This is a genomic window from Arthrobacter sp. 10N410 (genome assembly GCF_056394945.1).
In genome coordinates, this window is the sequence record NZ_JBFTIP010000003.1 from 38,508 (window position 1) to 63,562 (window position 25,055).

The 25,055-nt window shown below is 69.2% G+C and carries 20 protein-coding genes; 8 read left to right on the plus strand and 12 right to left on the minus strand.

The window, feature by feature from the left end:
- Window positions 1-4 precede the first annotated feature (4 nt).
- The 8 genes from msrB to AC1DB8_RS08025 all read left to right on the plus strand — a co-directional run bounded on the left by msrB (window position 5) and on the right by AC1DB8_RS08025 (window position 9,767).
- Window positions 5-547, plus strand: coding sequence for a peptide-methionine (R)-S-oxide reductase MsrB (msrB, locus tag AC1DB8_RS07990; RefSeq protein ID WP_476892705.1), 543 nt, complete (start codon window positions 5-7; stop codon window positions 545-547).
- A gap of 148 nt (window positions 548-695) precedes the next feature.
- Window positions 696-2,117, plus strand: coding sequence for a DUF6421 family protein (locus AC1DB8_RS07995; RefSeq protein ID WP_476892706.1), 1,422 nt, complete (start codon window positions 696-698; stop codon window positions 2,115-2,117).
- Complete coding sequence (locus AC1DB8_RS08000; protein ID WP_476892707.1) at window positions 2,114-2,902, plus strand: SDR family NAD(P)-dependent oxidoreductase; 789 nt, start codon at window positions 2,114-2,116, stop codon at window positions 2,900-2,902. The genes AC1DB8_RS07995 and AC1DB8_RS08000 overlap by 4 nt, the downstream gene beginning before the upstream one ends.
- Window positions 2,903-2,910: 8 nt before the next feature.
- Complete coding sequence (locus tag AC1DB8_RS08005) at window positions 2,911-4,014, plus strand: threonine aldolase family protein (protein WP_476893021.1); 1,104 nt, start codon at window positions 2,911-2,913, stop codon at window positions 4,012-4,014.
- Window positions 4,015-4,083: 69 nt separating this feature from the next.
- Window positions 4,084-4,728, plus strand: coding sequence for a DUF3000 domain-containing protein (locus AC1DB8_RS08010; RefSeq protein ID WP_476892708.1), 645 nt, complete (start codon window positions 4,084-4,086; stop codon window positions 4,726-4,728).
- A gap of 63 nt (window positions 4,729-4,791) precedes the next feature.
- On the plus strand, window positions 4,792-6,195 hold the full coding sequence (locus AC1DB8_RS08015; RefSeq protein WP_476892709.1) for an HRDC domain-containing protein: 1,404 nt from the start codon (window positions 4,792-4,794) through the stop codon (window positions 6,193-6,195).
- Window positions 6,196-6,333: 138 nt separating this feature from the next.
- On the plus strand, window positions 6,334-7,605 hold the full coding sequence (locus AC1DB8_RS08020; RefSeq protein WP_476892710.1) for a thiolase family protein: 1,272 nt from the start codon (window positions 6,334-6,336) through the stop codon (window positions 7,603-7,605).
- Window positions 7,602-9,767, plus strand: coding sequence for a 3-hydroxyacyl-CoA dehydrogenase NAD-binding domain-containing protein (locus AC1DB8_RS08025; protein WP_476892711.1), 2,166 nt, complete (start codon window positions 7,602-7,604; stop codon window positions 9,765-9,767). The genes AC1DB8_RS08020 and AC1DB8_RS08025 overlap by 4 nt, the downstream gene beginning before the upstream one ends.
- Before the next feature lie 88 nt (window positions 9,768-9,855).
- Here AC1DB8_RS08025 and AC1DB8_RS08030 read toward each other — a convergent pair whose 3' ends face one another.
- From AC1DB8_RS08030 to AC1DB8_RS08085, 12 genes are all read right to left on the minus strand, one after another.
- Complete coding sequence (locus tag AC1DB8_RS08030; protein ID WP_476892712.1) at window positions 9,856-10,245, minus strand: VOC family protein; 390 nt, start codon at window positions 10,243-10,245, stop codon at window positions 9,856-9,858.
- A gap of 58 nt (window positions 10,246-10,303) precedes the next feature.
- A complete protein-coding gene (locus AC1DB8_RS08035; protein ID WP_476892713.1) occupies window positions 10,304-11,884 on the minus strand; it encodes an ABC transporter ATP-binding protein in 1,581 nt (526 codons plus the stop codon).
- The gene (locus AC1DB8_RS08040; RefSeq protein WP_476892714.1) at window positions 11,860-12,612 is read right to left on the minus strand and encodes an energy-coupling factor transporter transmembrane component T; all 753 of its coding nucleotides are present in this window, start codon (window positions 12,610-12,612) and stop codon (window positions 11,860-11,862) included. The genes AC1DB8_RS08035 and AC1DB8_RS08040 overlap by 25 nt, the downstream gene beginning before the upstream one ends.
- A 3-nt stretch (window positions 12,613-12,615) precedes the next feature.
- Window positions 12,616-13,452, minus strand: a complete 837-nt coding sequence (locus AC1DB8_RS08045) for an ECF transporter S component (RefSeq protein WP_476892715.1) — start codon at window positions 13,450-13,452, stop codon at window positions 12,616-12,618.
- A 124-nt stretch (window positions 13,453-13,576) separates the two neighbouring features.
- Window positions 13,577-14,593, minus strand: a complete 1,017-nt coding sequence (locus AC1DB8_RS08050) for a nucleoside hydrolase (protein ID WP_476892716.1) — start codon at window positions 14,591-14,593, stop codon at window positions 13,577-13,579.
- A 44-nt stretch (window positions 14,594-14,637) separates the two neighbouring features.
- Window positions 14,638-15,615 carry an aldo/keto reductase gene (locus AC1DB8_RS08055; protein ID WP_476892717.1) on the minus strand — a complete coding sequence of 326 codons (978 nt, stop codon included), beginning with the start codon at window positions 15,613-15,615 and terminating at the stop codon, window positions 14,638-14,640.
- 54 nt (window positions 15,616-15,669) lie between these two features.
- Complete coding sequence (locus tag AC1DB8_RS08060; RefSeq protein ID WP_441418819.1) at window positions 15,670-15,888, minus strand: helix-hairpin-helix domain-containing protein; 219 nt, start codon at window positions 15,886-15,888, stop codon at window positions 15,670-15,672.
- An 81-nt stretch (window positions 15,889-15,969) separates the two neighbouring features.
- Window positions 15,970-16,527 (minus strand): hypothetical protein, encoded by a 558-nt coding sequence (locus AC1DB8_RS08065; protein WP_476892718.1) that lies wholly within the window; start codon window positions 16,525-16,527, stop codon window positions 15,970-15,972.
- A 94-nt stretch (window positions 16,528-16,621) separates the two neighbouring features.
- The gene (gene dxs / locus AC1DB8_RS08070) at window positions 16,622-18,595 is read right to left on the minus strand and encodes a 1-deoxy-D-xylulose-5-phosphate synthase (RefSeq protein WP_476892719.1); all 1,974 of its coding nucleotides are present in this window, start codon (window positions 18,593-18,595) and stop codon (window positions 16,622-16,624) included.
- 141 nt (window positions 18,596-18,736) lie between these two features.
- Window positions 18,737-21,550, minus strand: coding sequence for an aconitate hydratase (locus tag AC1DB8_RS08075; RefSeq protein WP_441418822.1), 2,814 nt, complete (start codon window positions 21,548-21,550; stop codon window positions 18,737-18,739).
- Between the two features lie 146 nt (window positions 21,551-21,696).
- Window positions 21,697-23,043 (minus strand): class I SAM-dependent RNA methyltransferase, encoded by a 1,347-nt coding sequence (locus tag AC1DB8_RS08080; RefSeq protein WP_476892720.1) that lies wholly within the window; start codon window positions 23,041-23,043, stop codon window positions 21,697-21,699.
- On the minus strand, window positions 23,040-25,016 hold the full coding sequence (locus tag AC1DB8_RS08085) for an APC family permease (RefSeq protein ID WP_441418824.1): 1,977 nt from the start codon (window positions 25,014-25,016) through the stop codon (window positions 23,040-23,042). The genes AC1DB8_RS08080 and AC1DB8_RS08085 overlap by 4 nt, the downstream gene beginning before the upstream one ends.
- Between the last annotated feature and the right edge of the window lie 39 nt (window positions 25,017-25,055).

Here is a 25,055-nt window from a genome sequence, read left to right on the forward strand (position 1 = left end):
GGTCATGAGCATCTTCAGCAACAAGCCCAAAGTCGCGCCCGTCACCTCCCCCGCGTCCTCCCCCGCCCATGACGACGCCGGTTCCGCCGGCGCGCCGGCGGAACCGGTGCGGGCCGGCCAGGCGCCGGTGGAAAAGTCCGACCAGCAGTGGCGCGAGGAACTGAGCCCTGAGGAATACCGGGTCCTCCGCCAGGCCGGAACGGAGCGGCCCTACACCGGAGAGTACTGGGACACCCACACCGCGGGCGTGTACCAGTGCCGGGCGTGCGGCACCGAACTCTTCACCAGCCGGGAAAAGTTCGATTCGCACTGCGGCTGGCCGTCCTTCTGGGCCCCGCTTGCGGATGGCACCGTGCGCTACATCCACGACCGGACCCTGGGGATGGAGCGGATCGAGGTGCGGTGCGCCGCCTGCGATTCGCACCTGGGCCACGTGTTCGAGGGCGAGGGCTACGGCACGCCCACGGACCAGCGCTACTGCATCAACTCGGTCTCCCTGAAGCTCGTCCCAGCGGCGGAGTCCGCCGCCTCCGGCACGGACGCCTGAGCCAGCCCCGGTCCCGCTGGAGCTGGAACGCTGGGCGCAGCCACCATGCCTCAGAGTTCCTTATGCTCAGCCCATTTTTGAGTTAGAGCTTCTGTTTGCTTGCTACGCTCGCCGTAGACGTTCCCAGCAACCAGAAAGGCGACTGACGATGACCATGACCGCCCTCACCGCCCCTGCCCCGATCACTGCCGGCTCCCCGGAATGGCAGCGGCTCAAGGCTGCCGCCACCGCCCTGCAGGCCCTCCAGAGCCAGGACGGCTCCGTGCCCGATGCCGCCGACCATCAGGCGGCGGCTGGACACGTCGCCGCCATCACGGACGCCGTCTCCGCCCTGGCCCCGGCCTTCCCGCACGACGCGCGGTACCTGGAACTGCTGGCCGTAGACTTCAAGCGCTGGGCCGACGGCGGCTTCGGCGTACCCGACTTCCTCGACTCGCTGCAGGCCTTCCAGCCTCAGCAGCACCGGGTCAACGGCCTGCAGCACCTCGTGGTCTTCCCGATGTACACCCAGAACGGCAGCAGCAACCGCCTGGTCGAGGCCGTGCTGATCGAGGTCATCTGGCCCGAGTTCATTGCCGGCCTGGAAGCGGGCGAGTACTCCAACAAACTCTTCGTGCCGATCCGCTTCCTTGACTTCACCCCCGGCTACGACACCAACTCGGCAGTACTGTTCCCCGAGACCGTGGCCGTCCGCGAGACCCCCACCTTCACCTGGGGCGCCATCTTCGCCGACCGCGAGGCCGCCCGCTTCCGCCGCGTGCTGCGCGCCGCCGCCGAGATCACCTCGCTGCAGCTCCCGGAGGACGCCGCGGGACTGCTCGAAGACCAGCAGCTGACCCAGGAAACCTTTGTCATGTGGGACCTCATCCACGACCGCACCCACATGCGCGGTGACCTGCCGTTCGACCCGTTCATGATCAAGCAGCGCATGCCGTTCTTCCTGTACTCACTTGAGGAACTCCGCTGCGACCTCACCGCCTTCCGCGAGTCCGTGAAGATCGAAAAGGACGAGGAGGCGGATCCGGAAGCCCGCCGTCACGCCAAGCTGGTCCAGTACGCCGTCATCTTCGACCGCATTTTCCGCTTCGCCATCACGGGCAGCCGGGTCCGCAACTATGACGGCCTCGGCGGCCAGCTGCTCTTCGCCTGGATGCACCAGCACCACGTGCTGCACTGGACCGACAGCAAGCTCAGCATCGACTGGGACGAAGCGGCCGACGTCGTAGTGGAACTCGGCGCCCGGATCGAGGAACTGTACTGGCGCTCGATCGACCGCCCCAAGATGGCCCACTGGCTGGCCGCCTATGAGCTGATCTCCGGCACCGTCACGCCCAACCCGGCCTCGGTCTGGGCCAAGGGACCGGACGCCCTGCCGCTGGACGGGCCGCCGCGCGGCCTGACCGACCAGGTGCTCGACGACGAGTTCCCGCTCTCCATGTTCTACGAGGCGCTGGAGAAGAAGATGCGGAACGTGATCGATTCAACCGCCGGCATCACGGGGTCGACGGACGCCAACGCTGACACCAACGCTGCCGCCGGCTCCACCAGCCAGGCCATGAACGCCGGATGAGCGACGGACGCGCCCTCAACGTCCTGGTAGCCGGCGGCAGCAGCCCGTCCGGGATCGCCGTGGCCCGCGCCCTCCGGGGTGCCGGGCACACGGTGTTCACCGTTGGTTCCGATCCCGCCCGGATCGAGGCCGCCGCCGCAGAAGCCGGCGACGGCGTGGTGCCGCTGGCCTGCGACCTGGCCGATCCGGCGGCGGTCCGGGATCTCCACGCGTCGCTCACGGGGCGGGCCGGACGCGTCGACGGCGTGATCCACCTGGTGGGCGGCTGGCGCGGCGCCAAGGGCATCACCGACCAGAGCGACGAGGACTGGGCCTTCCTGGAACGCAACGCCGTCACCACGCTCCGCAACGTCAGCCGGACCTTCTACGACGACCTGGCCGCCTCGGATGCCGGGCGCCTGGCGATCGTCTCGTCCACCGCGGTGGCCAGCCCGACGGCGGCCGGCGCCAGCTACGCGGCGGCGAAGGCCGCCGCCGAGGCCTGGACCCTCGCGGTGGCCGACGGCTTCCGGCGCGCCCAGTCCGGGAACTCCGGGAGCTCCGCGGCCTCCGGAACCGCAGCCGAGCCGGTGGAGCAGCGCAGCGCCGCCGTCGTCTTCGTGGTGAAGGCCCTCGTCGACGCGGCCATGCGCGCAGCCTCCCCGGAACGCAAGTTCCCGGGCTTCACCGACGTCGAGGAGCTGGCGGCGGCCGCCGTCGGGCTCTTCCGGACCCCCGCCGCGGAACTGAACGGCCGGCGCCTGCCGCTTAGCCAGTATGCCGGCACCTCTACACTGAAAGCGTGAGCAACGAGATGACCAGCACGGTCGAAACCAACACCATTGACACTGCCCCGGCCAGCACCGCGCTGCGGCTCCATGATCCCTCCGTCCGGGGCTTCGCCTCGGACAACTACTCCGGTGTGCACCCCGAGGTGCTCGCCGCCCTGGCCGCCGCCAACGAAGGCCACCAGGTGTCCTACGGCGAGGACGATTACACGGCCCGCCTGCAGCAGCTGATGGAGCGGCACTTCGGTTCGGGCATCGAGTGCTTCCCGGTCTTCAACGGCACCGGCGCGAACGTCCTCTCGCTCCAGTCCCTGCTGCCGCGCTGGGGCGCCGTCATTTGCGCCTCCACGGCCCACATCAACATGGACGAGAACGGCGCGCCGGAACGGATCGGCGGCATCAAGCTCCTGCAGGTCCCGACGCCGGACGGCAAGCTCACCCCCGCCCTGATCGACCAGGAGGCCTGGGGCTGGGGCGATGAGCACCGCGCGCAGCCGCTGGCGGTCTCGATCACGCAGACCACCGAGCTGGGCACCTGCTACACCCCCGAGGAGGTCCGCGCCATCGCTGAGCATGTCCACTCCAAGGGCATGAAGCTGCACATGGACGGCGCCCGGCTGGCCAACGCCGCCGCCCACCTCGCGGTGCCGCTGCGCGCCTTCACCCGCGACGCGGGCGTGGACATCCTCTCCTTCGGCGGCACCAAGAACGGGCTGCTGTTCGGCGAGGTGGTGGTGGCGCTTAACCCCGACGCCGCCCACGGCCTGGTCTACCTGCGCAAAATGAACATGCAGCTGGCCTCCAAGATGCGGTTCATGTCCGCGCAGTTCATCGCCCTGCTCGAGGGCGACCTGTGGCTGCGCTCGGCCTCGCACGCCAACGCGATGGCGGCCCGGCTGCGCGCCGGCGTCGAGTCGATCCCCGGCGTCGAACTGAGCCAGAAGACCGAGTCCAACGGCGTCTTCGCCGTCCTGCCCGCCGGCGTGGCGGACCGGCTGCGGAAGTCCTTCCGGTTCTATGACTGGAACGAGGCGGCCCGCGAGGTCCGCTGGATGTGCTCCTTCGACACCACCGAGGAAGACGTTGATTCCTTTATCGCCGCGATCAAGCGCGAGCTCGCGGCCGGCTAGGTGCAAGCCGGTCCCGGCCGGGCGGCGAGCCTGCCGGGCCGGGACGGGCACCGTGCATAATCTTTCACTGTGAACCCACTCGACCAGGTTCCGGCGGATTTCCTCTTCGCCCTGGGGACGCTTCGAAAAGCACGGTGCCGCAGCGAGTTGCGCCTCGATGAGATCCCGGCCCCCGGCCGGCTCGCTCCCTACGCGGTGGCGCTCGGCGCGGAAGTCGTCGTCCCCGGCGACGCCGCGGCAGGTGCGGTCCACGGCCCGGCGGCCGCCGCGCTGTCCCCGGCGTCCGGCAGCGACGACGTCGAACTCGCCACCGGCCGTTTTATCCTCCTGCATGACCCGGACGGCTCCGCGGTCTGGGACGGCGAATTCCGGATCGTCACCTACATCCGCGCCCAGCTTGAGCCGGACATGGGCAACGACGAGATGCTCGGCTCCGTCGCGTGGACCTGGCTCGTGGAGGCGCTGGAAAACCACCAAGCGGCGTACCGCTCGGCCGGGGGCACCGCCACCCGGGTGCTCTCGGAAAGCTTCGGCACGCTCGCTGGCCGGCCCGGCACCATCGACATTGAACTCCGCGCTTCCTGGACACCGGCCGGCCGGGACATCACCGCCCACCTGGAAGCGTGGTCGGACATGGTCTGCACCTTTGCGGGCCTGCCGCCGCTGCCCGACGGCGTCTCCGCACTGCCGCGCCGACGCCCACGGCAGCCATGACCGGACCCCGGCGGCCGCGGCCTCGGCCTGCAACGACGGCGATGTCGGTAAACTGGAGTCATCATGACCCCTCATAATCCGGAAATCACCACCGCGGGCACAGCCCCAAGCACGGCCGCCACCACAGCCTCCAGCACCGCAGAGGCGGCTGGCGCGCCGGCCCACATCACGGTGGAAGGCTTCGACAGCCTGGTCCCCGAGGTCATCGACCTCGACGCTCCCCGCGACGGCGTCCCGCTCGTTATCGAGACCCAAGCAGGACTGGAACGCTGTGCCGCAGCCCTGGCCGCCGGCCACGGCCCGGCGGGAGTGGACGCCGAACGCGCCTCCGGATTCCGGTACGGCCAGCGCGCCTTCCTCGTCCAGATCCGCCGCGAGGGCGCAGGCACCTGGCTAATCGACCCGGAGCCCTTTGGTGACCTGCGCATCATCAATGAGGCCCTGCGCGGCGTCGAGTGGATCCTGCACGCGGCCAGCCAGGACCTCCCGTGCCTGTCCGAACTCGGCATGTGGCCGGACAAACTCTTTGACACCGAACTCGCCGCACGGCTGGCCGGACTGCCGAGGGTTGGCCTCGCCGCCGTCATCGAACAGCTGCTGGGCTTCGGCCTGGCCAAGGAACACTCGGCCGCCGACTGGTCCACCCGGCCGCTGCCGGAGCCGTGGCTGCGCTACGCCGCGCTCGACGTCGAAGTCCTCACCGAGCTCCGCGAGGAGCTGATCGAACTCCTCACCGCCGACGGCAAACTGGAGTACGCCGAGCAGGAATTCGCCGCGATCCTCGAAGCCGGCCAGGCCCCGCCGCGCGTCGACCCGTGGCGCAAGACCTCCGGGCTGCACCAGATCCGCGACCGCCGCCAGCTCGCCGCCGTGCGCGAACTCTGGCTGGAGCGCGACTCGCTGGCGCAGAAGCGCGACGTCGCCCCGGGCCGGCTTATCCCCGATTCCTCCCTCGTGGCCGCCGCCAAGGCCATGCCCAGCACCGTGCCGCAACTGCTCGGCACCAAGGGCTTCCACGGCAGGGCCGCGCAGCGCGAGGCTCCGCGCTGGCTGCGCTGCATCAGCACGGCCCGCAGCCTTGAGGAGCTCCCGCCGCTGCACCTGCCCACCAACGCTCCCCCGCCGCCGCGTGTCTGGGCCGACCGGGATCCGGAGGCCGCGGCACGGCTCGCCACCGCCCGGCCCAAGCTGCAGGCCCGGGCCGAGGAGCTGAACCTGCCGGTCGAAAACCTGCTCACCCCGGACTACCTCCGCCGCGTGGCATGGCGTCCTCCCGCGGAGATCAGCGAGGAAGGCATTGCCGAGGAGCTCCAGAACCTCGGCGCCCGCCAATGGCAGATCCAGCTCACTGCTCCGCTGATCGCCGAGGCTTTCCTGAACCCGCAGCCGCTGCCGCCCAAGGAAGCCAAGCCTTCCGCGGCCTCCGTGGCCTCCCCTGCCGAAGCAGCGCCCAACGCCGTTTCCTGACGGGCTGCCCGTCACTCCTTGCCAGCTATGTTACTCATGAGTAACATAGCTAGGGATGCCGCCAGGATCACTCCTGTTTCCCGAGCCCACCGCCCGGGGGCGGAAATCCGGCACCCATGTCTCAATGAGGAGTAATACGTGAGCCAAGCCAGCAGCGCAAAGCCGACAATCGGACAAAGCAGGGCCATCCGCGAGGTCGTTTTTGTTGACGGCGTCCGCACCCCGTTCGGCCGCGCCGGCGAGAAGGGTATCTACGCCGGAACCCGCGCCGATGACCTCGTGGTCAAGTGCATCCGCGAACTCATGCGCCGCAACCCGGCACTGCCGGCCGAGCGCATCGACGAGGTCGCCATCGCCGCTACAACGCAGACCGGTGACCAGGGACTGACCATCGGCCGCACCGCCGCCCTGCTGGCCGGGTTGCCGCGGACCGTTCCCGGTTTCGCGATCGACCGGATGTGCGCGGGCGCCATGACCGCCGTGACGACGACCGCCAGCGGCATCGGCTTCGGCGCTTACGACGTCGTCATTGCCGGCGGCGTGGAGCACATGGGCAACCACCCGATGGGTGCCGGCGCGGACCCCAACCCGCGCTTTATGTCCGAACGGATCGTCGACCCCGCCGCCCTGAACATGGGCAACACCGCGGAAAACCTGCACGACCGCTTCCCCGCCATCACCAAGGAACGCACGGACGCTTACGCCGTGGCCTCCCAGGACAAACTGGCCGCGGCCTACGCCAAGGAACAGATCCAGCCGTACCTGGTTCCCGTGGCCACCATGAAGCCCGGCCAGGGCTGGACGGTCAACACCGTGGACGAACCGCCGCGCCCGGGCACCTCGGTGGAAGACCTCGCCGCGCTGCGCACCCCGTTCCGCGCGCACGGCCGCGTCACCGCCGGCAACGCCGCCGGCCTCAACGACGGCGCCACCGCGGCGCTGCTGGCCTCCGCCGACGCCGCCGAGGAGCTTGGGTTGCCGGTCAAGATGCGCCTGGTCAGCTACGCCTTCGCCGGCGTCGAACCGGAAGTCATGGGCATCGGGCCGGTCCCGGCCACTGAAAAGGCGTTGAAGAACGCCGGGCTCGGCATCGACGACATCGGCCTGTTCGAAATCAACGAGGCCTTCGCCGTCCAGGTCCTCAGCTTCCTGGACCACTTCGGCATCGCCGACGACGACCCCCGGGTGAACCGCTACGGCGGCGCGATCGCCGTCGGGCACCCGCTCGCTTCGTCCGGCGTCCGGCTGATGAACCAGCTGGCCCGCCAGTTCGAGGAAGATCCCGGGGTCCGCTTCGGCATGACCACCATGTGCATTGGCCTGGGCATGGGTGCCACCGTCATCTGGGAGAACCCGCACCACGCCGACTACGGCACCGACTACACGACCAAGACTGGAGCCGCAGCATGAGCGCCGCAGATTTCCACAAGCTTGCCGAGCTGTTTCCGAACGAGACGGTAACGCATTCCTACGTCCAGGACATTCAGCTTCCCGCCGTCAACGGCACGAGCCCCGGCACCTTCGCCCTGGTCACGCTGGACAACGGCCTGGACCATTCGAAGCCCACCACGCTGGGCCCGAACACCCTGATCGAGCTCGGCACGGTGCTCGAGGGGCTGCGGGACCGTGCCGCGCGCGGTGAGATCGTCGGCGTCGGCGTGACCGGCAAGCCGTACTTCCTGGTCGCCGGCGCGGACCTGTCCACGGTCAAGTCGGTCAGCGGCCGTGAACAGGGCCTCTGGATGGCCCAGCTCGGCCACGACGTCTACGCCACCCTGGCGAACCTCGGCGTCCCGAGCTTCGCGTTCATCAACGGCCTGGCCCTGGGCGGCGGGCTGGAGATCGCCCTGCAGTCCACCTACCGCACCGTCTCCACCGGAGCCGGCGCGCTGGCCCTGCCGGAGGCGTTCATCGGGCTGATCCCGGGATGGGGCGGGGTCTACATCCTGCCGCGGCTGATCGGCCCCGAGAACGCCGTCAAGGTGATGATCGAGAACCCGCTGAGCAACAACCGCACCCTGACGGGTCCGCAGGCTTACGACCTCGGCGTGGCGGACGCCATCTTCGAGCCGGCCGACTTCGTCGAACAGTCCGTCGCCTGGGCCGCGCAGGTGATCGCCGGCGCAGTCGTACCGGAACGCGCCAACGCCGTCGACCCCTCCGCGCCGGACGTTGCCGAACGCTGGGCCGGCGCCGTCGCGGCGGGCCGCGCGTTCGTGGAGGCCAAGACCTCCAACGCCTCCCCGGCCCCGGCCAAGGTGCTGGACGTGCTGGAGGCCAACCGCACCCTGACGCAGGCCGAATCGGCGGAGCTGGAGTGCCAGACCCTCGCGGACCTCATGCAGACCGACGAGTTCCGCTCCACGGTGTACGCCTTCCTGGACCTCGTGCAGCGCCGTTCCAAGCGCCCTGCGGGTGCCCCGGACCGCAAGCTCGCCCGCCCGGTCACGAAGATCGGCGTCGTCGGCGCCGGCCTGATGGCCAGCCAGCTCGCACTGCTGTTCGCCCGCCAGCTCAAGGTGCCCGTGGTCATGACGGACATCGACCAGGCGCGCGTGGACAAGGGCGTGGACTACGTGCACGCCGAGGTGGACAAGCTGCTGGCGAAGAAGCGGATCAGCGCGGACGCGGCCAACCGGACCAAGGCCCTGGTCAGCGGCTCGGTCTCCAAGGAGGCCTTCGCCGACGCCGACTTCGTCATCGAGGCAGTGTTCGAGGAGCTCAGCGTCAAGAAGCAGGTGTTCAAGGAGGTCGAGGCGATCGTCTCGCCGGAATGCATCCTGGCCACCAACACCTCCTCGCTGTCCGTCACGGCCATGGCCGAGGACTTGCAGTACCCCGAACGCTTGGTGGGCTTCCACTTCTTCAACCCGGTGGCCGTAATGCCGCTGCTGGAGATCGTCCGCGCCCCGAAGACCGACGACGCCGTGCTGGCCACCGCGTTCGAACTGGCCAAGGGACTGAAGAAGTCCGCGGTGCTGGTCAAGGATGCGGCCGCCTTCGTGGTCAACCGGCTCCTGTTGCGGCTGATGGGCGAAGTGACCGCGGCCTTCGATGAGGGAACCCCCGCCGAGGTCGCGGACAACGCACTGCGCCCGATGGGCCTGCCCATGACGCCGTTCACGCTCGGCGCCATGGTGGGGCTGCCGGTCGCCCAGCACGTGCAGGAATCCCTGCACGACGCCTTCGGGGACCGCTTCACCGTGTCCCGGAACCTGCAGGCGCTGATCGACCACGGAGTCAGGTCCATCTGGGACCCGGCCTCGGTGAAGGCCGGCAGTCCGGTCATCCCGGCCGAGACCCTGGCCCTGATGACCTTCGGCGATTCGCCCTCGACGGCAGAGGAAGTGCTGCGCCGCACGCAGGACGCCCTCGCGGAGGAGATCGGCCTGATGCTGTCCGAAGGCGTGGTGGCCGGACCTGAGGACATCGACCTCTGCATGATCCTCGGCGCGGGCTGGCCAATGTTCCTGGGCGGCATCACTCCGTACCTGGACCGGGTGGGCGCCTCCGAGCGGGTCACCGGCAAGAAGTTCCTGGCACCCGGCGTGGCCTCCGAACCGGCAGCCTAGCAACCAAAGACGAAGGCGCCGCTGCCCCGGCCATCACGGCGCGGGCGGCGGCGCCTTCGTGCGTTCGGCCCGGGCGCGGCGGCCGCTCCTAGCACTCGCAGATCATCAGCACATTGCCGTCCGGATCCTTGAAGTTGAACCAATGCCCGTCCCGGATCTCCGCGACCTCGGCCCCGGTGTCCTGCACGTGCAGGTGCGCGGCCTCGATATCTGCCGTGTTGAGATGGAACGCGGGGACGCGGAAGACCGCGTCCGCGGAGTAGATCTTGCTGTCCAGGACCAGGCCCGCACCGTCCATCGGCAGTACATAAAGATGGTCGAAGAGGATTTCTCCGTCGGCCGGGACACCGAGCAGGCCGCAATACCAGTCCCGGGCCTTGGCAATGTCGCTGACCGGGACGAAAACCGTTCCAATCTGGCGGGCGATGGGGTTCTTCAACGGTTCCTCCTGGTCAATGGCCCGTGCCTGCTCCGGCACGGGAAAACTCCAAGAAATATACAGCGCCGGGTGGCAGATGGCTCGTAACCGGCGCCCGTCAGATGTCCCGCAGGCTGCCGCCGTCGAGCGCGAGGACACGGTGGGCGCTGGCCCGGGCGTAAGCGAGATCGTGCGTGACCAGGACGACGCCGGCGCCCCGCGCCGCTGCGGCGGCGACCGTGTGCTGCAGCCGTTCGAGCCCCTGTCGATCCAGTCCCACGGTGGGCTCATCCAGCGCGATGACGGCCGGCCTGCGGGCCAGGACCGTGGCCAGGGCAAGCAACCGCTGGCTGGAAGACGGCAGCTCGGCCGGGTGGGTCTGCGCGGCGCCGGAGAGCCCGACGGCGGCCAGTGCCTCCTGCGCCCGGCCGGCCGCCTCCGCACCGGCAAGCCGGCGCAGCCCGAAGCCGACCTCCCGCAGCGCCGTCCGTTCGAAAAGCTGGTCGCGCGGCTGCTGGAACAACATCCCGACCGAAGCGGCGATGCGGCCCGTCGGGATCCGGTCGATGCCTCGACCTTCGACACGCACCTCACCGGCCTGCGGCCGCAGCAGGCCGTTGAAGTGGCGCAGCAGCGTGGACTTGCCGGTGCCGTTGGGGCCGGTGATAGCGACAATCTCCCCCGGGCGCACGGTCAGGTCCAGGTCGCGCAGCAGGGCCGCGCGGGGCACGTTCCCCGCCGGTCCCCTCGCGGATCCCCCCGCGCGAGTCTTGCCTGGCCCGTAGCCGAAGCCGATGCCTCGCAGTTCAAGGACCGGGGTCGACGCGGCGGCCCAGGTCAGGTCTTTCGGCATCCCGGCGTCCAGGCTCTCCGCCACGACGCCTGCATCGCGGAGCGCGGCCCCGTTCCCCAGCTCGGCCGGCCGGCCTTCCGCCGTTACCGTGCCGCCGTTCAGGACGATCCAGTGCCCGGCGCTGCGGGCGAGTGCGTCGGCCCTCTGGCTCAGAAGCACCACAGCGGTGCCGGCTTCGAGCAGCCGGCTCACCAGGGTGCGGAGCCGGCTGGCACCGTCGGCGTCGAGGGACCCGAGTGGTTCGTCCAGCACCAGCACTTGCGGGTCGGCGATGACCGCGCACGCGACTGCCAGCCGGCGCAGCTCGCCGCCGGAGAGCTCTGCCGGGTCCCGCTCCAGCAGCCCGGACAGGCCGGTTTGTTCGGCGATTCGGGCCACCTGCCGGATCATCTCGGGGCGGGGCACACCCCGATTTTCCAGGCCAAAGGCCAGTTCATCCGCCACCGTAGAGCGCACCGAGGACAGCATGGCGGCGGCGTCCTGCGGCACGTAACCCACCCGGCCGGACCAGGCAGCGGGGTTGATCCGGGGGTCGCCGCTGCCGCCGTGGAATTCGAGGCGGTCCGCGCCCAGCGCCAGACTGCCGCGCAGGACACCGGAATGGCCGCCCCGAAGCCAGCCGGCGAGGAGCTTGCCGAGGGTGGTCTTGCCACTGCCGGAACCACCCAGCACGGCGGTCAGGGTTCCCGGCAGGACGGAGAGCTGCACATCCCGCAGCGCATCGCCCGCATCCCCGTGGAAGCTGAAGCTCCTGATCCGGGCAGCGGCCGCGGGCAGCGCCCCGGTGGCGGGCTGCCCGGGCTGGGCGCGTCCGCCCCCGTTCACGAGTGCACCGCCGCGGGCCATGCCGTGATGAGCCGCAGGACCACGGCGGCGGCGGCCAGCAGGAGCGCTACGGCCCGGACGATGCGCTGCGCAGGAGGGTCCTGCAGTTGCCGGTAGCTGGTCCGTGGTCCGGTGGTGCCGAAACCCCGCGCGTCCAGGGCCTGTGCCCGGAGCCCGGCATCCTCCACCAGGCCCAGGACCAGCGGCACCGCCTGCAGCCTGGCCGCCGCCAGCCGGGACAGCAGCCCGCGCCCGACCACCAGCCCGCGCGCTTCCTGGGCCTGACGGATCTTCTCCACCCTTTCGGCCATCGCAGGGACCAGCGTGAGCGTGGACGCGAGCACGAAGCTGAACTGCGGAGGGATGCGCCGCGCGGCGAGGGCGGTCAGCAGATCCGGGACGCTGACGGTGAAGGAAAACAACAGCAGCAGCAGGACGCACGCGGCTGTCCGCGAGGCCAACTCCAGGGCGAAGCTGAGTCCTTCGGCGGTGACCCGGGCAGGCCCCCACTGCGCCAGCACGGTGTGCCCCTCCGGGAAGAACAAGCCGTGCAGCACCAGCAGGGACAGGAACAACGGTGCGAGGATGACCCCGGCAGCCAGCAGCACCCGCGCTGTGACGCCCGCGCGTGCGGCAAGCAGCACGGCGGCCACGGCCACGGCGACGGACAGCGGCCAGCTGCCGGCCGCCGTCGTAATGACCGCGGCACAGCACGCCGCGGTCAGGGCTGTGAGCGGGTGCAGGCGCATGGCCTAGGCTGCGGGATCCGCCGGGACCTTACCCGCGAGTACCCGGAAGCGGCGGACGAAGGCGAACTGGAACGTCGTGCGCCGCGGCAGGGCGTAGGCCAGCAGCGCGGCGATCGTGAAGACAATTGCCTTGTCCATCGGGTCGGAGATGAGTGCCTGCTTGGTGATCGCTGCCAGCAGGGTGTCGCCCATGGCACGGAACGCGCTGACGATGGCGCCGGTGCCCAGACCCGCGGTTCCGCCGTAGACAAAGGCTGCGATCGGGGCGGAGACGACGCCGGCCAGGATGCCGGTAAGGAAGCCGGCCACGGGCGCGAAATAGAAGCGGCGGAACAGTCCCCCGCGGGCGGCCAGCCCGGCGAGGAACCCGATCAGGGCCGCGCCGGCGGCGAAGGGCAGCACGGTGGGGTTGAAGAAGGACCAGACAATGCTGCCGAGCACTCCGGTGGCGGCACCGGCGGCCGGCCCGGCGAGGACGGCGATCAGGACCGTGCCGATCGCGTCCAGGTAGAACGGCAGCCCGGTGCTGCCCATCAGCTGGCCGAGGACCACGTTCAGCACAATCGCCACCGGCATCAGGACCAGGGTGGAGGTGGGCAGGACGGGCAGCACGGCGACGAGCAGCAGCACCGCGCCGAGCAGGAACCCGCCGAAGGCAACCAGGGCGGAGAAGCTTGCCGGTCCGTTGGCGATCTCGACCGGCTGGGTGAGGACGAGGAAGACGTAGGTGGCGGCGATGGCCGCGGCGCCCGCGATTTCGAGCAGCCGGCGGCGGCCGGGTGCCGTGCCGGCTCCGGTGCGGGAGCCTGCGTCGGGGAGGGTCAGGGGCTGCGGTGACATGGGAAAAGTCCTTCGGCTGGGGTTTGCAACAACCGCCTCATGTCACCTCGGCGCAGCTACCATCTTAGCGATCAGGCGGACCGGCCGGGAACACCGGCGCCGTGGACCCGGCCGGCGCCCGCGGCTACAGTGCGCCCAGGGAGCGTGCCAGCGCGCCCACGGAGGCAATCAGCTCGTCGAAGCACTGGCCGGGGTCGTTGCCGCTGACGATCCTGGCGTTCGGCGGCAGCCCCCACAGGCCGCGGAAGTCGGCCACCGTTGTGCCGGCCAGCAGCGGGGACTCCGTCTCGACGTCGACCGTCGCCAGCCGCGTGCTGAAGGGCGTGCGTCCGACGGCGGCGCAGGCGGCGAACGCGTCGTGCATGTGGGCGACGTAACCCTGGTCATAGAGTCGGTGGAACTCCATGTAGAAGCGGATCGCGTCCGACAGGCACGCCACCAGCGGGCTGCTGGAGCCGCTGCGCAGTCCTTCGGGCTGCTCCGGGAGCACCAGCTCGGGTTCGGCAGCCCCCGCGGCCTCGCCGAGCCGGCGTAGGTGCTCCGGCAGCATCTCGATCCGCTCCGTGGTCTCCAGCGCGCAGACGACCGGCAGCTTGTCCTCGGGCATCCCGCGGTAGGCCGCGTAGACCTCCTTGGCGGCGTGCGGGTCCACCGCGGTGTTCCATTCCGCCGTCGGCGTCGTGTTGCCTTGGTAGTAGAAGCTGCCGCCCATGATCACCAGGCCTTTGAGCAGCCGCGGCAGTTCCGGTTCGCGGCGCAGGGCCAGGGCGAAATTGGTCAGCGGTCCGGTGATCAGGCCGGTGATCTCCCCCGGATGCGCTCTGGCCTCCTCCACCCAGACGTCCACGGCGTGCCGCGGCGAAATGGCCTGGGCGGGGGCGGGCAGCTCGGCGTAGCCGATCCCCTGCGGCCCGTGGGTCTCTTCGGTGGTGACCAGCGGGATTTCCAGCGGGACCTCGGCGCCGACGGCGACTTCGATCCCTTCCCGCCCGCACAGCTCCAGCAGGGACAGGCTGTTCAGCGCCACCTGGCGCGCCCCGACGTTGCCTGCGGTGCAGGTGATGGCCTGCAGCCGGACCTCGGGCCGGGACAGCAGGTACACGATGGCGAGGGCGTCGTCGATCCCGGTATCGACGTCCATCAGGACCAGGTGGTCGGCGTCCAGGGCGCGGGGTATTTCCGGGCTCAGAAGAGTGCGACCTTCGGCGTGCGCGGGAAGATCTCATCGAGTTCTGCCAGCTCGGTGGCGTCCGGGACCCAGGCGACCGCGGCGGCGTTCTGCCGGACCTGCTCGGGCCGGGTCGCACCGGCGATCACGCTGCTGACGGAGGGCTGGGCGGCGAGCCAGGAGAACGCGACCTGGATCTCGTTGAGCCCCCGCTCGGCGGCGAAGGCGGAGAAGGCACCCAGCTGTTTCCAGTCGGCGTCGTGGACGAGGTTGGTGCGGGTGTGGCTCAGGCGCGACCCCTCCGGCGCCTTACCTTGCGAGTACTTGCCGGTCAGCAGGCCGTTGGCCAGCGGGAAGTACGGGAGCACGCCCAGGCCGTAGGCCTCGGCGGCCGGGGTGACCTCCAGCTCGGCGCGGCGGTCCAGCAGGTTGTAGTGGTTCTGGCTGGAGATGAAGCGGGCTCCGCCGCGGCCGCGGGCCACGAATTCGGCCTCCGCGATCTGCCAGCCGGCCCGGTTGGAGTGGCCGATGTAGCGGACCTTGCCGCTGGTCACGAGCTCGTCCAGGGCGGCGAGGGTCTCGTCGATGGGTGTCAGCGGGTCCGGCGTGTGGAACTGGTAGAGGTCGATCCAGTCCGTTCCGAGCCGGCGCAGCGAGGCCTCGGCTGCCTTGATGATGTAGCGCCGGGAGCCGCGGGCGTCGAAGTCGTTGCCGTTGGTCCCGCGCATGTCCATGCCGAACTTGGTGCCGATCACGGCGTCGGCGCGGCGCGAACCGAGGGCCTTGCCCAGCATGGTTTCGCTGAGCCCGGGCTCCCGGCCGTAGGCGTCGGCGACGTCGAAGAACGTGATGCCGGCGTCCAGGGCCGCATGCACGACGGCGTCGGTCCCCTCCTGCGACTCGGTGGCGGTGTTGGCCCGGCCCAGGTTGTTGCAGCCAAGTCCCACGACGGAGACGGTTAGTCCGGAATTTCCTACGCGGCGGTATTCAGTCATGGGAATCAGCCTATAACGGCCGCGGCGGGCTCCCGGGCAGGCTCCCGGACGCTGCTACCCCGCGGGAAGCTCCAGCCCTTGCTCGTCCATGGCGTCCTGTAGTTGCGCAAGGGTGCGCGGGCAGACTCCCGGCATCCCTGCCAGCCGGCGCCGGCCCAGCAGCACCAGGTGCTCGAGGGTTTCCACCCCCGCATGGGCCAGGGACCTGCGGGCCGGCGCCGCCAGCCCGGCGGGAAGTGGAGTGCTGCCTGGTCGAGGGGATTTCCGCGTCATTGCGTTTCCTTCCAATCGCTTGCCCCCAAACTGATGTGAGCCGTGGCCGGCTCCTTACCGGTGGATATCCAGGCGTGGTGCCTAGAGCGCGAAGCTGTTGGCCGGTTTGGCCGAGTGCTTGAGCTTGAAGTCAGTGCTGCCGAACGGGGCGGCGCCGATGCTCAGCTTGGTGAAGTCCAGGTCTTCGCCCCGGATGCAGACCTTGATAGCGTTGACGGTCTTGTTGACGTCCGGGGTGAGGCAGAAGATGTTGAGCTTGGCGTCGGAGAACTCGGACCGGTCCACGACGCCGAGGCCGCGCCAGGCGAGGTGGCTGATCAGGGCGTCCTTGGCTTTTTCCTCGAGGTAGCGGTCGCGGCTGGTGCCCTCCTTGGTCTTGAGCGCGTACTGCGCCACCACCCAGAACTGCTCCTCCTCCGGGATCTCCGCGTAGCCGTCCTCAGCGCACTGCGCCGCGAAGGCCTCCATGAGCCCCTCGCCCGCGGCGGCGTCGGCGGCCGCCGTCTCCTCGGTCTTGCTCTGGTGCCCGACGACGCCGTGGTTCATCACGAACTCGTGGTACTCCTCGTCAATCCAGGCTTCCCTGAAGTGCAGGACTCCCTCTTCGTCGCGCTTGTAGACCCGGATAATGCCGCTCATGGCTGTCCCTTCGTAAACCGTCCGCGGTCAGTGCCGTCGAAGGGTGATTGCTGTGCCTTGACGGCTTGGTAAGGCTGGTCCGACGCCGGATTCCTCACAGGATCGGCAGGCTGCCGGTGCTGGGGTGCGCCTGGCCGGGCAGCGGCCGAGCGAACGGCACCTTGGTCCCGAGGACCTGCGCGACGACGTCGTGGGTGATCTGCTGGGCGGTCAGGCCGACCCGCTCCAGCACCTGGCTGCGGCTCCCGTGGTCCAGGAACTCCACCGGGAGGCCCACCTCGTTGAGGGCCGTGTCCACGCCGGCGGCCCGCATTTCCTGGCGGATCCGGGAGCCGACGCCGCCGGCCCGGACGCCGTCCTCGATGCAGATCACGAGGCGGTGGTGCGAGGCGAGGGCGATGACCGACTGGGGCACGGGAAGGACCCAGCGCGGGTCGACCACGGTGGAGCTGATGCCCTGGGCGCCGAGCCGGTTCGACACGTCCAGCGCGAGTTCGGACATGGCGCCGACGCTGACAATCAGCACGTCGTTGTCGCTGGATCCGGCCGGGCGGCGGGCCAGCACGTCGACGCCGTCGCTGAGCCGTTCGAGGGCTTCGACTTCCGCGCCGACGGTGCCCTTGGAGTAGCGGATGACGGTGGGTGCGTCTTCGACGGCCACGGCCTCGCGCAGTTCCTCGCGCAGCCGGGAGGCGTCACGCGGCGCGGCGAGGTGCAGGCCGGGGACGATCTGGACCATCGCCATGTCCCACATGCCGTGGTGGCTGGCACCGTCGGGGCCGGTGACGCCGGCCCGGTCCAGCACCACCGTGACGCCGGCCTTGTGCAGGGCGACATCCATCAGCAGCTGGTCGAAGGCGCGGTTGAGGAAGGTCGCGTAGACGGCCACCACGGGGTGAAGCCCGCCGAAGGCCATGCCGGCGGCGGAGGTGAGGGCGTGCTGTTCGGCGATGCCGACGTCGAACACGCGCTCCGGGTGGCGGGCGGCGAACTTGTGCAGCCCAACCGGGATCAGCATGGCGCCGGTGATGCCAACGATGTCCTTGCGTTCGTCGGCGATGTCGGCGATCTCGTCGGCGAAAACGGAGGTCCAGGACTTGGCGCCGCCGGCCTCGGTTGGCTCACCGGTTTCCGGGTCGATGATGCCGACGGCGTGGAACTGGTCCGCCTCGTGCGCGCGGGCCGGGGCGTAGCCGTGGCCCTTTTCGGTCATGGCGTGGACGATCACGGGGCCGGCATAGTTCTTGGCCGTGGACAGCGCGTTCTCCATGGCTTGGAGGTTGTGGCCGTCCACCGGGCCGATGTACTTCATGCCGAGGTCCTCGAACATGCCCTGCGGGGCCCACCAGTCCTTGATGCCCTTCTTCATGGCGTGCAGGCTCTTGTAGGTGAACTGGCCCGCCGGGCCGCCGCTCTGCAGCCGCTTCTTCCACCAGTCAAGGGCGCCCTCGTAGGCGGGGGCGGCGCGGAGCGAATCGATGGTGGGGCGCAGCGAGGCGAGGTAGTCGGCGACGCCGCCGACGGTCGGGGCGTAGGAGCGGCCGTTGTCGTTCACCACGATCACGACGCGGCGCTTCTTGTCCGCAGCGATGTTGTTGATCGCTTCCCAGGCCATGCCGCCGGTCAGGGCGCCGTCACCGACGACGGCGATCACGTAGCGGTCGCCGTCGCCGGTCAGCTGCCGGGCGCGGGAAATGCCGTCGGCCCAGGACAGCGAGGAGGACGCGTGCGAGCTTTCGACGATGTCGTGCTCGGATTCTGCCCGGTCCGGGTAGCCGGACAGGCCGCCCTGCTGGCGGAGCGTGCTGAAGTCCTGGCGCCCGGTGAGGAGCTTGTGCACGTAGGACTGGTGGCCGGTGTCGAAGACGATGCTGTCGCGGGGGGAATCGAAGATCCGGTGCACCGCGATGGTGAGTTCAACGACGCCAAGGTTCGGCCCGAGGTGGCCTCCCGTCTGGGAGACGTTGCCGATCAGGAATTCCCTGACCTCGGCGGCCAGCTGGTCCAGCTGCGCCTGGGACAACTTGCTCAGGTCCTGCGGACTCCGGATGGTCTCCAAAATTCCCAACGGCCCCTCCTCCGGGTAGTAGACATGCCTTTTAACTCTAACGCCTCGGAACCGGGCCGGGTGCCGGTGGTCCCGGGAACGCGAAAGCCCCGGTCCGTCAGGGACGGGCCGGGGCTTTCGGGTGGTGTTGCCTGGCTGCCGCTAGCTAGCGGAGATCTGGCGCAGCACGTACTGCAGGATGCCGCCGTTGCGGTAGTAGTCGGCTTCACCCGGGGTATCGATGCGCAGGACCGCATCGAAGGAGGTGGTGGAGCCGTCTTCGGCCGTCGCGGTGACCGTAAGGGTCTTCGGCGTGGTGCCTTCGTTGAGCGCGGTGACGCCGGAGACCGCGAAGGTCTCCGTGCCGGTCAGGCCCAGGCTGGCGGCGTTCTGGCCGGCCGGGTACTGCAGCGGCAGGACGCCCATGCCGATCAGGTTCGAGCGGTGGATGCGCTCGTAGCTCTCGGCGATGACAGCCTTGACGCCCAGCAGTGCGGTGCCCTTGGCGGCCCAGTCACGGGACGAGCCGGAGCCGTATTCCTTGCCGGCCAGGACGACCAGCGGGGTGCCGGCGGCCTGGTAGTTCTGCGCGGCGTCGTAGACGTAGGCCTGCGGGGCGTCGGCCTGCGTGAAGTCGCGCGTGAAGCCGCCCTCGACGCCGTCGAGGAGCTGGTTCTTGATCCGGATGTTGGCGAAGGTGCCGCGGATCATGACTTCGTGGTTGCCACGGCGTGAGCCGTAGGAGTTGAAGTCCTTGCGCTCCACACCGTTGGCCAGCAGGTACTGGCCGGCCGGGGTGTCCGACTTGAAGGAACCGGCCGGGGAGATGTGGTCCGTGGTGACCGAGTCGCCGAGCTTGAGCAGCACGCGCGCTCCGGTGATGTCCTGGACCGGCTCCGGCTTGGCCTTCATGCCCTCGAAGTACGGGGGCTTCCGGACGTAGGTGGACTTCTCATCCCAGGCGAAGGTGTCGCCGGCCGGGGTGTCGAGTGCCTTCCAGCGGTCGTCGCCGTCGAAGACGCCCTCGTAGCCGCGGGCGAACATGCCCTTGTCGATCGAGGAGTCGATGACCTGCTGGACCTCGACCGGGTTCGGCCAGATGTCCTTCAGGAAGATGTCGTTGCCGGCTTCGTCCTGGCCCAGCGCGTCGTTCTCGAAGTCGAAGTCCATGGTGCCGGCCAGGGCGTACGCGATGACCAGCGGCGGGGAGGCCAGGTAGTTCATCTTGACGTCCGGGTTGATCCGGCCTTCGAAGTTGCGGTTACCGGAGAGGACTGCGGTGACGGAAAGGTCGTTGGCCTGGATGGCCTCCGAGATTTCGGCGTCGAGCGGACCGGAGTTACCGATGCAGGTCGCGCAGCCGTAGCCGACGATGTAGAAGCCCAGCTTCTCCAGGTACGGGGTCAGGCCCGACTTGTTGTAGTAGTCGGTGACGACCTTGGACCCGGGGGCCACGGAGGTCTTGACCCAGGGCTTCGAGGTGAGGCCCTTGTCCACGGCGTTGCGGGCCAGCAGGGCGGCGGCCAGCATCACGGACGGGTTGGACGTGTTGGTGCAGGAGGTGATCGAGGCGATCGACACCGCACCGTGGTCCAGCTCGAACTCGCGGCCGTCGGCGGTCTTGACGGCCACGGTCTTGGACGGGCGGCCGTTGGACTTCGGACCGTGCGCGTGCGGCGCCTGGTCCGTGAGGTGGGTCGCCGAGGCGGTGAACGACGGCGAGTCGGAAGCCGGGAAGCTTTCGTCGATCGCTTCGTCCAGGCTGCCGTCCGCGAGCTCTTCCTTCACGTAGTTGCGCAGGTCCTCGCGGAACTGTGCCTTGGACTCGGTGAGGATGATGCGGTCCTGCGGGCGCTTCGGGCCGGAGATCGACGGGACAACCGTCGACAGGTCCAGCTCAAGGTACTCGGAGAACTTGATCTCGCGGGAGGGATCGTGCCAGAGGCCCTGTTCCTTCGCGTAGGACTCCACGAGGGCCACGTTCTCGTCCGAGCGGCCGGTGAGGCGCAGGTAGTCGAGCGTGACGTCGTCGATCGGGAACATTGCGGCGGTGGAGCCGAACTCGGGGCTCATGTTGCCGATGGTGGCGCGGTTGGCCAGCGGCACAGCCGCGACGCCTTCGCCGTAGAACTCCACGAACTTGCCGACCACGCCGTGCTGGCGCAGCTGCTCGGTGATGGTGAGCACGACGTCGGTGGCGGTGGCGCCGGCCGGGATGGACCCGGTCAGCTTGAAGCCGACGACGCGGGGAATCAGCATGGAGACGGGCTGGCCGAGCATGGCAGCCTCGGCCTCGATGCCGCCGACGCCCCAGCCGAGCACGCCGAGGCCGTTGACCATGGTGGTGTGCGAGTCGGTGCCGACGCAGGTGTCCGGGTAGGCACGGACGACCCCGTCGATTTCGCGGGTCATGACGGTGCGGGCCAGGTATTCGATGTTGACCTGGTGCACGATGCCGGTTCCCGGCGGGACGACCTTGAAGTCGTCGAACGCGGTCTGGCCCCAACGCAGGAACTGGTACCGCTCACCGTTGCGCTGGTACTCGATCTCCATATTGCGCTCCAGTGCGCCGGAGTTGCCGAAGGCGTCGATCTGGACGGAGTGGTCGATGACCATTTCCGCCGGCGCCAGCGGGTTGACCCGCTTGGGGTCGCCGCCGAGTTCCTTCACGGCCTCGCGCATGGTGGCGAGGTCGACAACGCAGGGCACGCCAGTGAAGTCCTGCATGATCACGCGCGCCGGCGTGAACTGGATTTCAGTGTCGGGCTCGGCGTTGGGGTCCCAACCGGCCAGTGCTCGGACGTGATCGGCCGTGATGTTGGCGCCGTCCTCGGTCCTCAACAGGTTTTCAAGCAATACCTTGAGGCTGAACGGAAGGTTTTCTGCACCTTCAACGGAGTTCAACCGGAAAATTTCGTATTCGGTACCGGCTACATTAAGTTTGCCTTTTGAACCGAAGCTGTCCACAATGCTCATCGCAGGACTCCTCTCGCAACAGTTTCATCTTTGTCGCGCCGCAGACCCCTTGCTAGTTAGGGCAGCCTAACTAGGACATGTGTAGTGAAACTCATTTCAGGGACTGCAGTGCGCGAGGTCGGACTACTCCGCCCATCCTAGTGGCCTTAGCCCCGGGGAGTCAGCAACGCCACAGTCTCCATGTGGTGGGTGTGCGGGTACAGGTCGAAGGCACGCAGCTCCCCGAGTACCCAGCCGGCCTGCTGGAAGTAGCCCACGTCGCGGGCAAATGACGCCGGATCGCAGGAGACGTAGGCGATCGCCCGGGGACCGGCCGCGACCAGCTGGTTGACCACGGCTTTGCCGGCGCCGGCCCGGGGCGGGTCAAGTACCAGGGCGTCGAAGTTGCGCGGCTTCTGCCGCAGCACGCGCTCCACTTTCCCCTGCACGATTTCGACCTGGGATGCGCCGTGCAGGTTCTTGCGGGCATCCCGGCTGGTGCCGGGCGCCCCTTCCACGGACAGCACGGAGCCGGTGACGCCGACGGCGTCGGCGAGGGGTGCGGTGAAGAGCCCCGCGCCGGCGTAAAGGTCCGCCACGACTGCCCCGGCGGCCAGGTAGCCGCCGTCGTGCAGGAAGCCGGTGACGGCCCCCACCAGGGTGTCCGGGGCGTCGCGGTGGATCTGCCAGAAGCCGTCGCCGGTGACCCGGTACTCGTGGCCGGCCGCCGTTTCCTGCACCCAGGTGCGGCCCCGCAACTGCGTCACCTCGCCCGTGCCCGGGTCCACCCGCGCCACCGAGACGTCGTCCGGCAGTTGGGCCAGGACGGCGCTGAGCCGCTTGGCCCGGGTTCCGGCCGAGGGCACCAGGAGCACCAGCGGCCGCGACCCGTTGGCAGGAGCTGCGACGTCAATCCGTTCAATCCCCTGCAGGTCGATGTCCCAGAGTTTCAGGGCGTTGATGCCCTCGACGGCCAGCGGCATCTCACGGACCGGGAACACGGCGTCGGAGCGGTGCGCATGCATGCCGAGCTTGCCTCCCGGCGTCACGGCGAAACCTGCGCGGGTGCGCCAGGCCAGGCCGGTCGCCGCGCCGGTGGCCGCCTCCCCCACAGCCTCAACCGTGACGGGCACGTCGACGCCGGCCAGGCGGTGCAGCTGCTCGGCCAGCACCTCGGATTTGAGGCTGCGCTGGCGGTCCAGCGAGATGTGGCCCAGCTCGGCGCCGCCGACGGGAGGGTGGCCGTGGGACCAGGACCGCTGCGCGTCGGCCGCGTGCCAGAAGTGCTCCACCCGGTCCGGGGAGGCCTCCAGCACCTCAACGACGTCGGCGCGCCAGAACTTGGCGGACTCGCCCTCGTCGGTCAGCCGGATCCGGACTTTCTCGCCGGGGATGCCGTGACGGACAAAGATCACGCGGCCCTCGTGCCGGGCCACGCAGTGGCCGCCGTGCGCGACGGGGCCGACGTCGACGACGAGCTCGGTGCGGGCGGGCGTCGTGGTGTCGGTGCTCATTGGATATCCTGCAGTCTCTTGGCTTCCTCGGACGATTTCAGCTGCCACGGCACGCTCGCAACCATGACGCCGGGCTCGAAGTGCAGCCGCGTCTTGATCCGCAGCGCCGTCTGGTTGTGGACCAGCTGCTCCCACCACTTGCCGACGACGTATTCGGGGATGTAGACGACGATCAGGTCGCGCGGCGAGTCGCGCCGCATGTTCTTGATGTACTCCATGATCGGCGTGACCGTTTCGCGGAACGGGCTGGCCAGCACCGTCAGCGGCACCGGGATTTCCAGTTTCTCCCAATCCGCCAGGGTCTGTTCGGTCTCCTCCGGGCTGATGTCCACCGTGATGGCGTCCAGCCGGGAGGGCCGCGAGGCACGGGCGTAGGCCAGCGCCCGGAGCACGGGCTTGCGCACGTGCGAGACGAGCAGCACGGCATGCACCCGGGTGGGCAGCGCCCGGGGCGAGGAATCCTCGTCCACGGCGAGTTCCTTGGCCACGTTGTCGTAGTGGGCCCGGATGCTCCACATGATCAGGAACAGGATGAACATGGCCAGCAGCGCTATCCAGGCGCCCTGCTCGAACTTGGTGATCAGCACGATCACCAGGACCAGGCCGGTCATGCCGAAGCCGATCGTGTTGATGGTGCGGGACTTGACCATCCGCAGCTTGGTGGCCGGGTCCTTGGCGAGCTTCAGCTCGCGTCCCCAGTGCCGGATCATGCCGAGCTGGCTCAGCGTGAAGGAGATGAAAACGCCCACGATGTAGAGCTGGATCAGCTTGGTGACGTCGGCGTTGAACGCGATGATCAGCACCAGCGCGCCGGCGGCCAGCGCCAGCACGCCGTTGCTGAACGCGAGCCGGTCCCCGCGGGTGCGGAGCTGGCGGGGCAGGTAGCCGTCCTGGGCAAGGATCGAGCCAAGGACCGGGAAGCCATTGAAGGCGGTATTGGAGGCGAACACCAGGATCACGCCGGTGGCGGCGACCACGATGTAGAAGGGGATGGAGCCGGCGCCGAAGACGGTCTGAGCGATCTGGCTGATGGCCGGGTTCTGGATGTAGTCCTCGTCCACCGGCTTGCCGTTGAGCAGGAACTCCTTCGCCGGGTCCAGCACGATGTGGACCTTGGTGGCGTTGGCCAGATAGATGATGCCGGCCAGCATGGAGGCCGCTATCACGCCGAGCAGCAGCAGCGTGGTGGCTGCGTTCTTGCTCTTGGGCTTCCGGAAGTTCGGCACGCCGTTGCTGATGGCCTCCACGCCGGTGAGGGCCGCGGCGCCGGAGGAGAACGCACGGAGCAGCAGGAACGCCCCGGTGAGTCCGACCAGTCCCTCGTCGAAGCCGGGGGCCGGGACGATCTGGAACTCGGCCGACGGCGCCTGGCCGAGCTGGCCGGTGGCGGCTTGGAAGACGCCGACGGCGGTCATGCCGAGGATTGAGAACATAAAGATGTAGGTGGGCACCGCGAAGACACTGCCGGCTTCGCGGATGCCGCGCAGGTTCACGAGGGCCAGGATTACGACGCCGATCGTGGCGATCGCTGCCTGCTGGCCGTGCAGCGAGGGGACGGCAGTGGTCAGGTAGGCGGCGGCCGAGGACATCGACACCGCGACGGTGAGCACGTAGTCCACCAGCAGGGCCGAGGCGACGGTGAGGCCGGCGTACTTGCCCAGGTTTTCGTTGGCGATCTCGTAGTCGCCGCCGCCGGAGGGGTAAGCGTGCACATTCTGGCGGTAGGAGGCCACCACTGTGAGCAGCACCACCATGACGGCGAGCCCCACCCAGGGGGAAAACGCCACCGCGCTGACGCCGGCCAGCGCCAGGGTCAACAGGATTTCGTCCGGCGCGTAGGCCACCGAGGACAGCGCGTCGGAGGCGAAAATGGGGAGCGCGATCCGCTTCGGCAGCAGGGTGTGGGCCAGACGGTCGTTCCGGAAGGGCCTGCCTACCAGCACCCGCTTCACGGCATTGAAAATTGTCAGCACCAGACAAAGCTAGTCTGATTCGGACGCGATGTCATGACG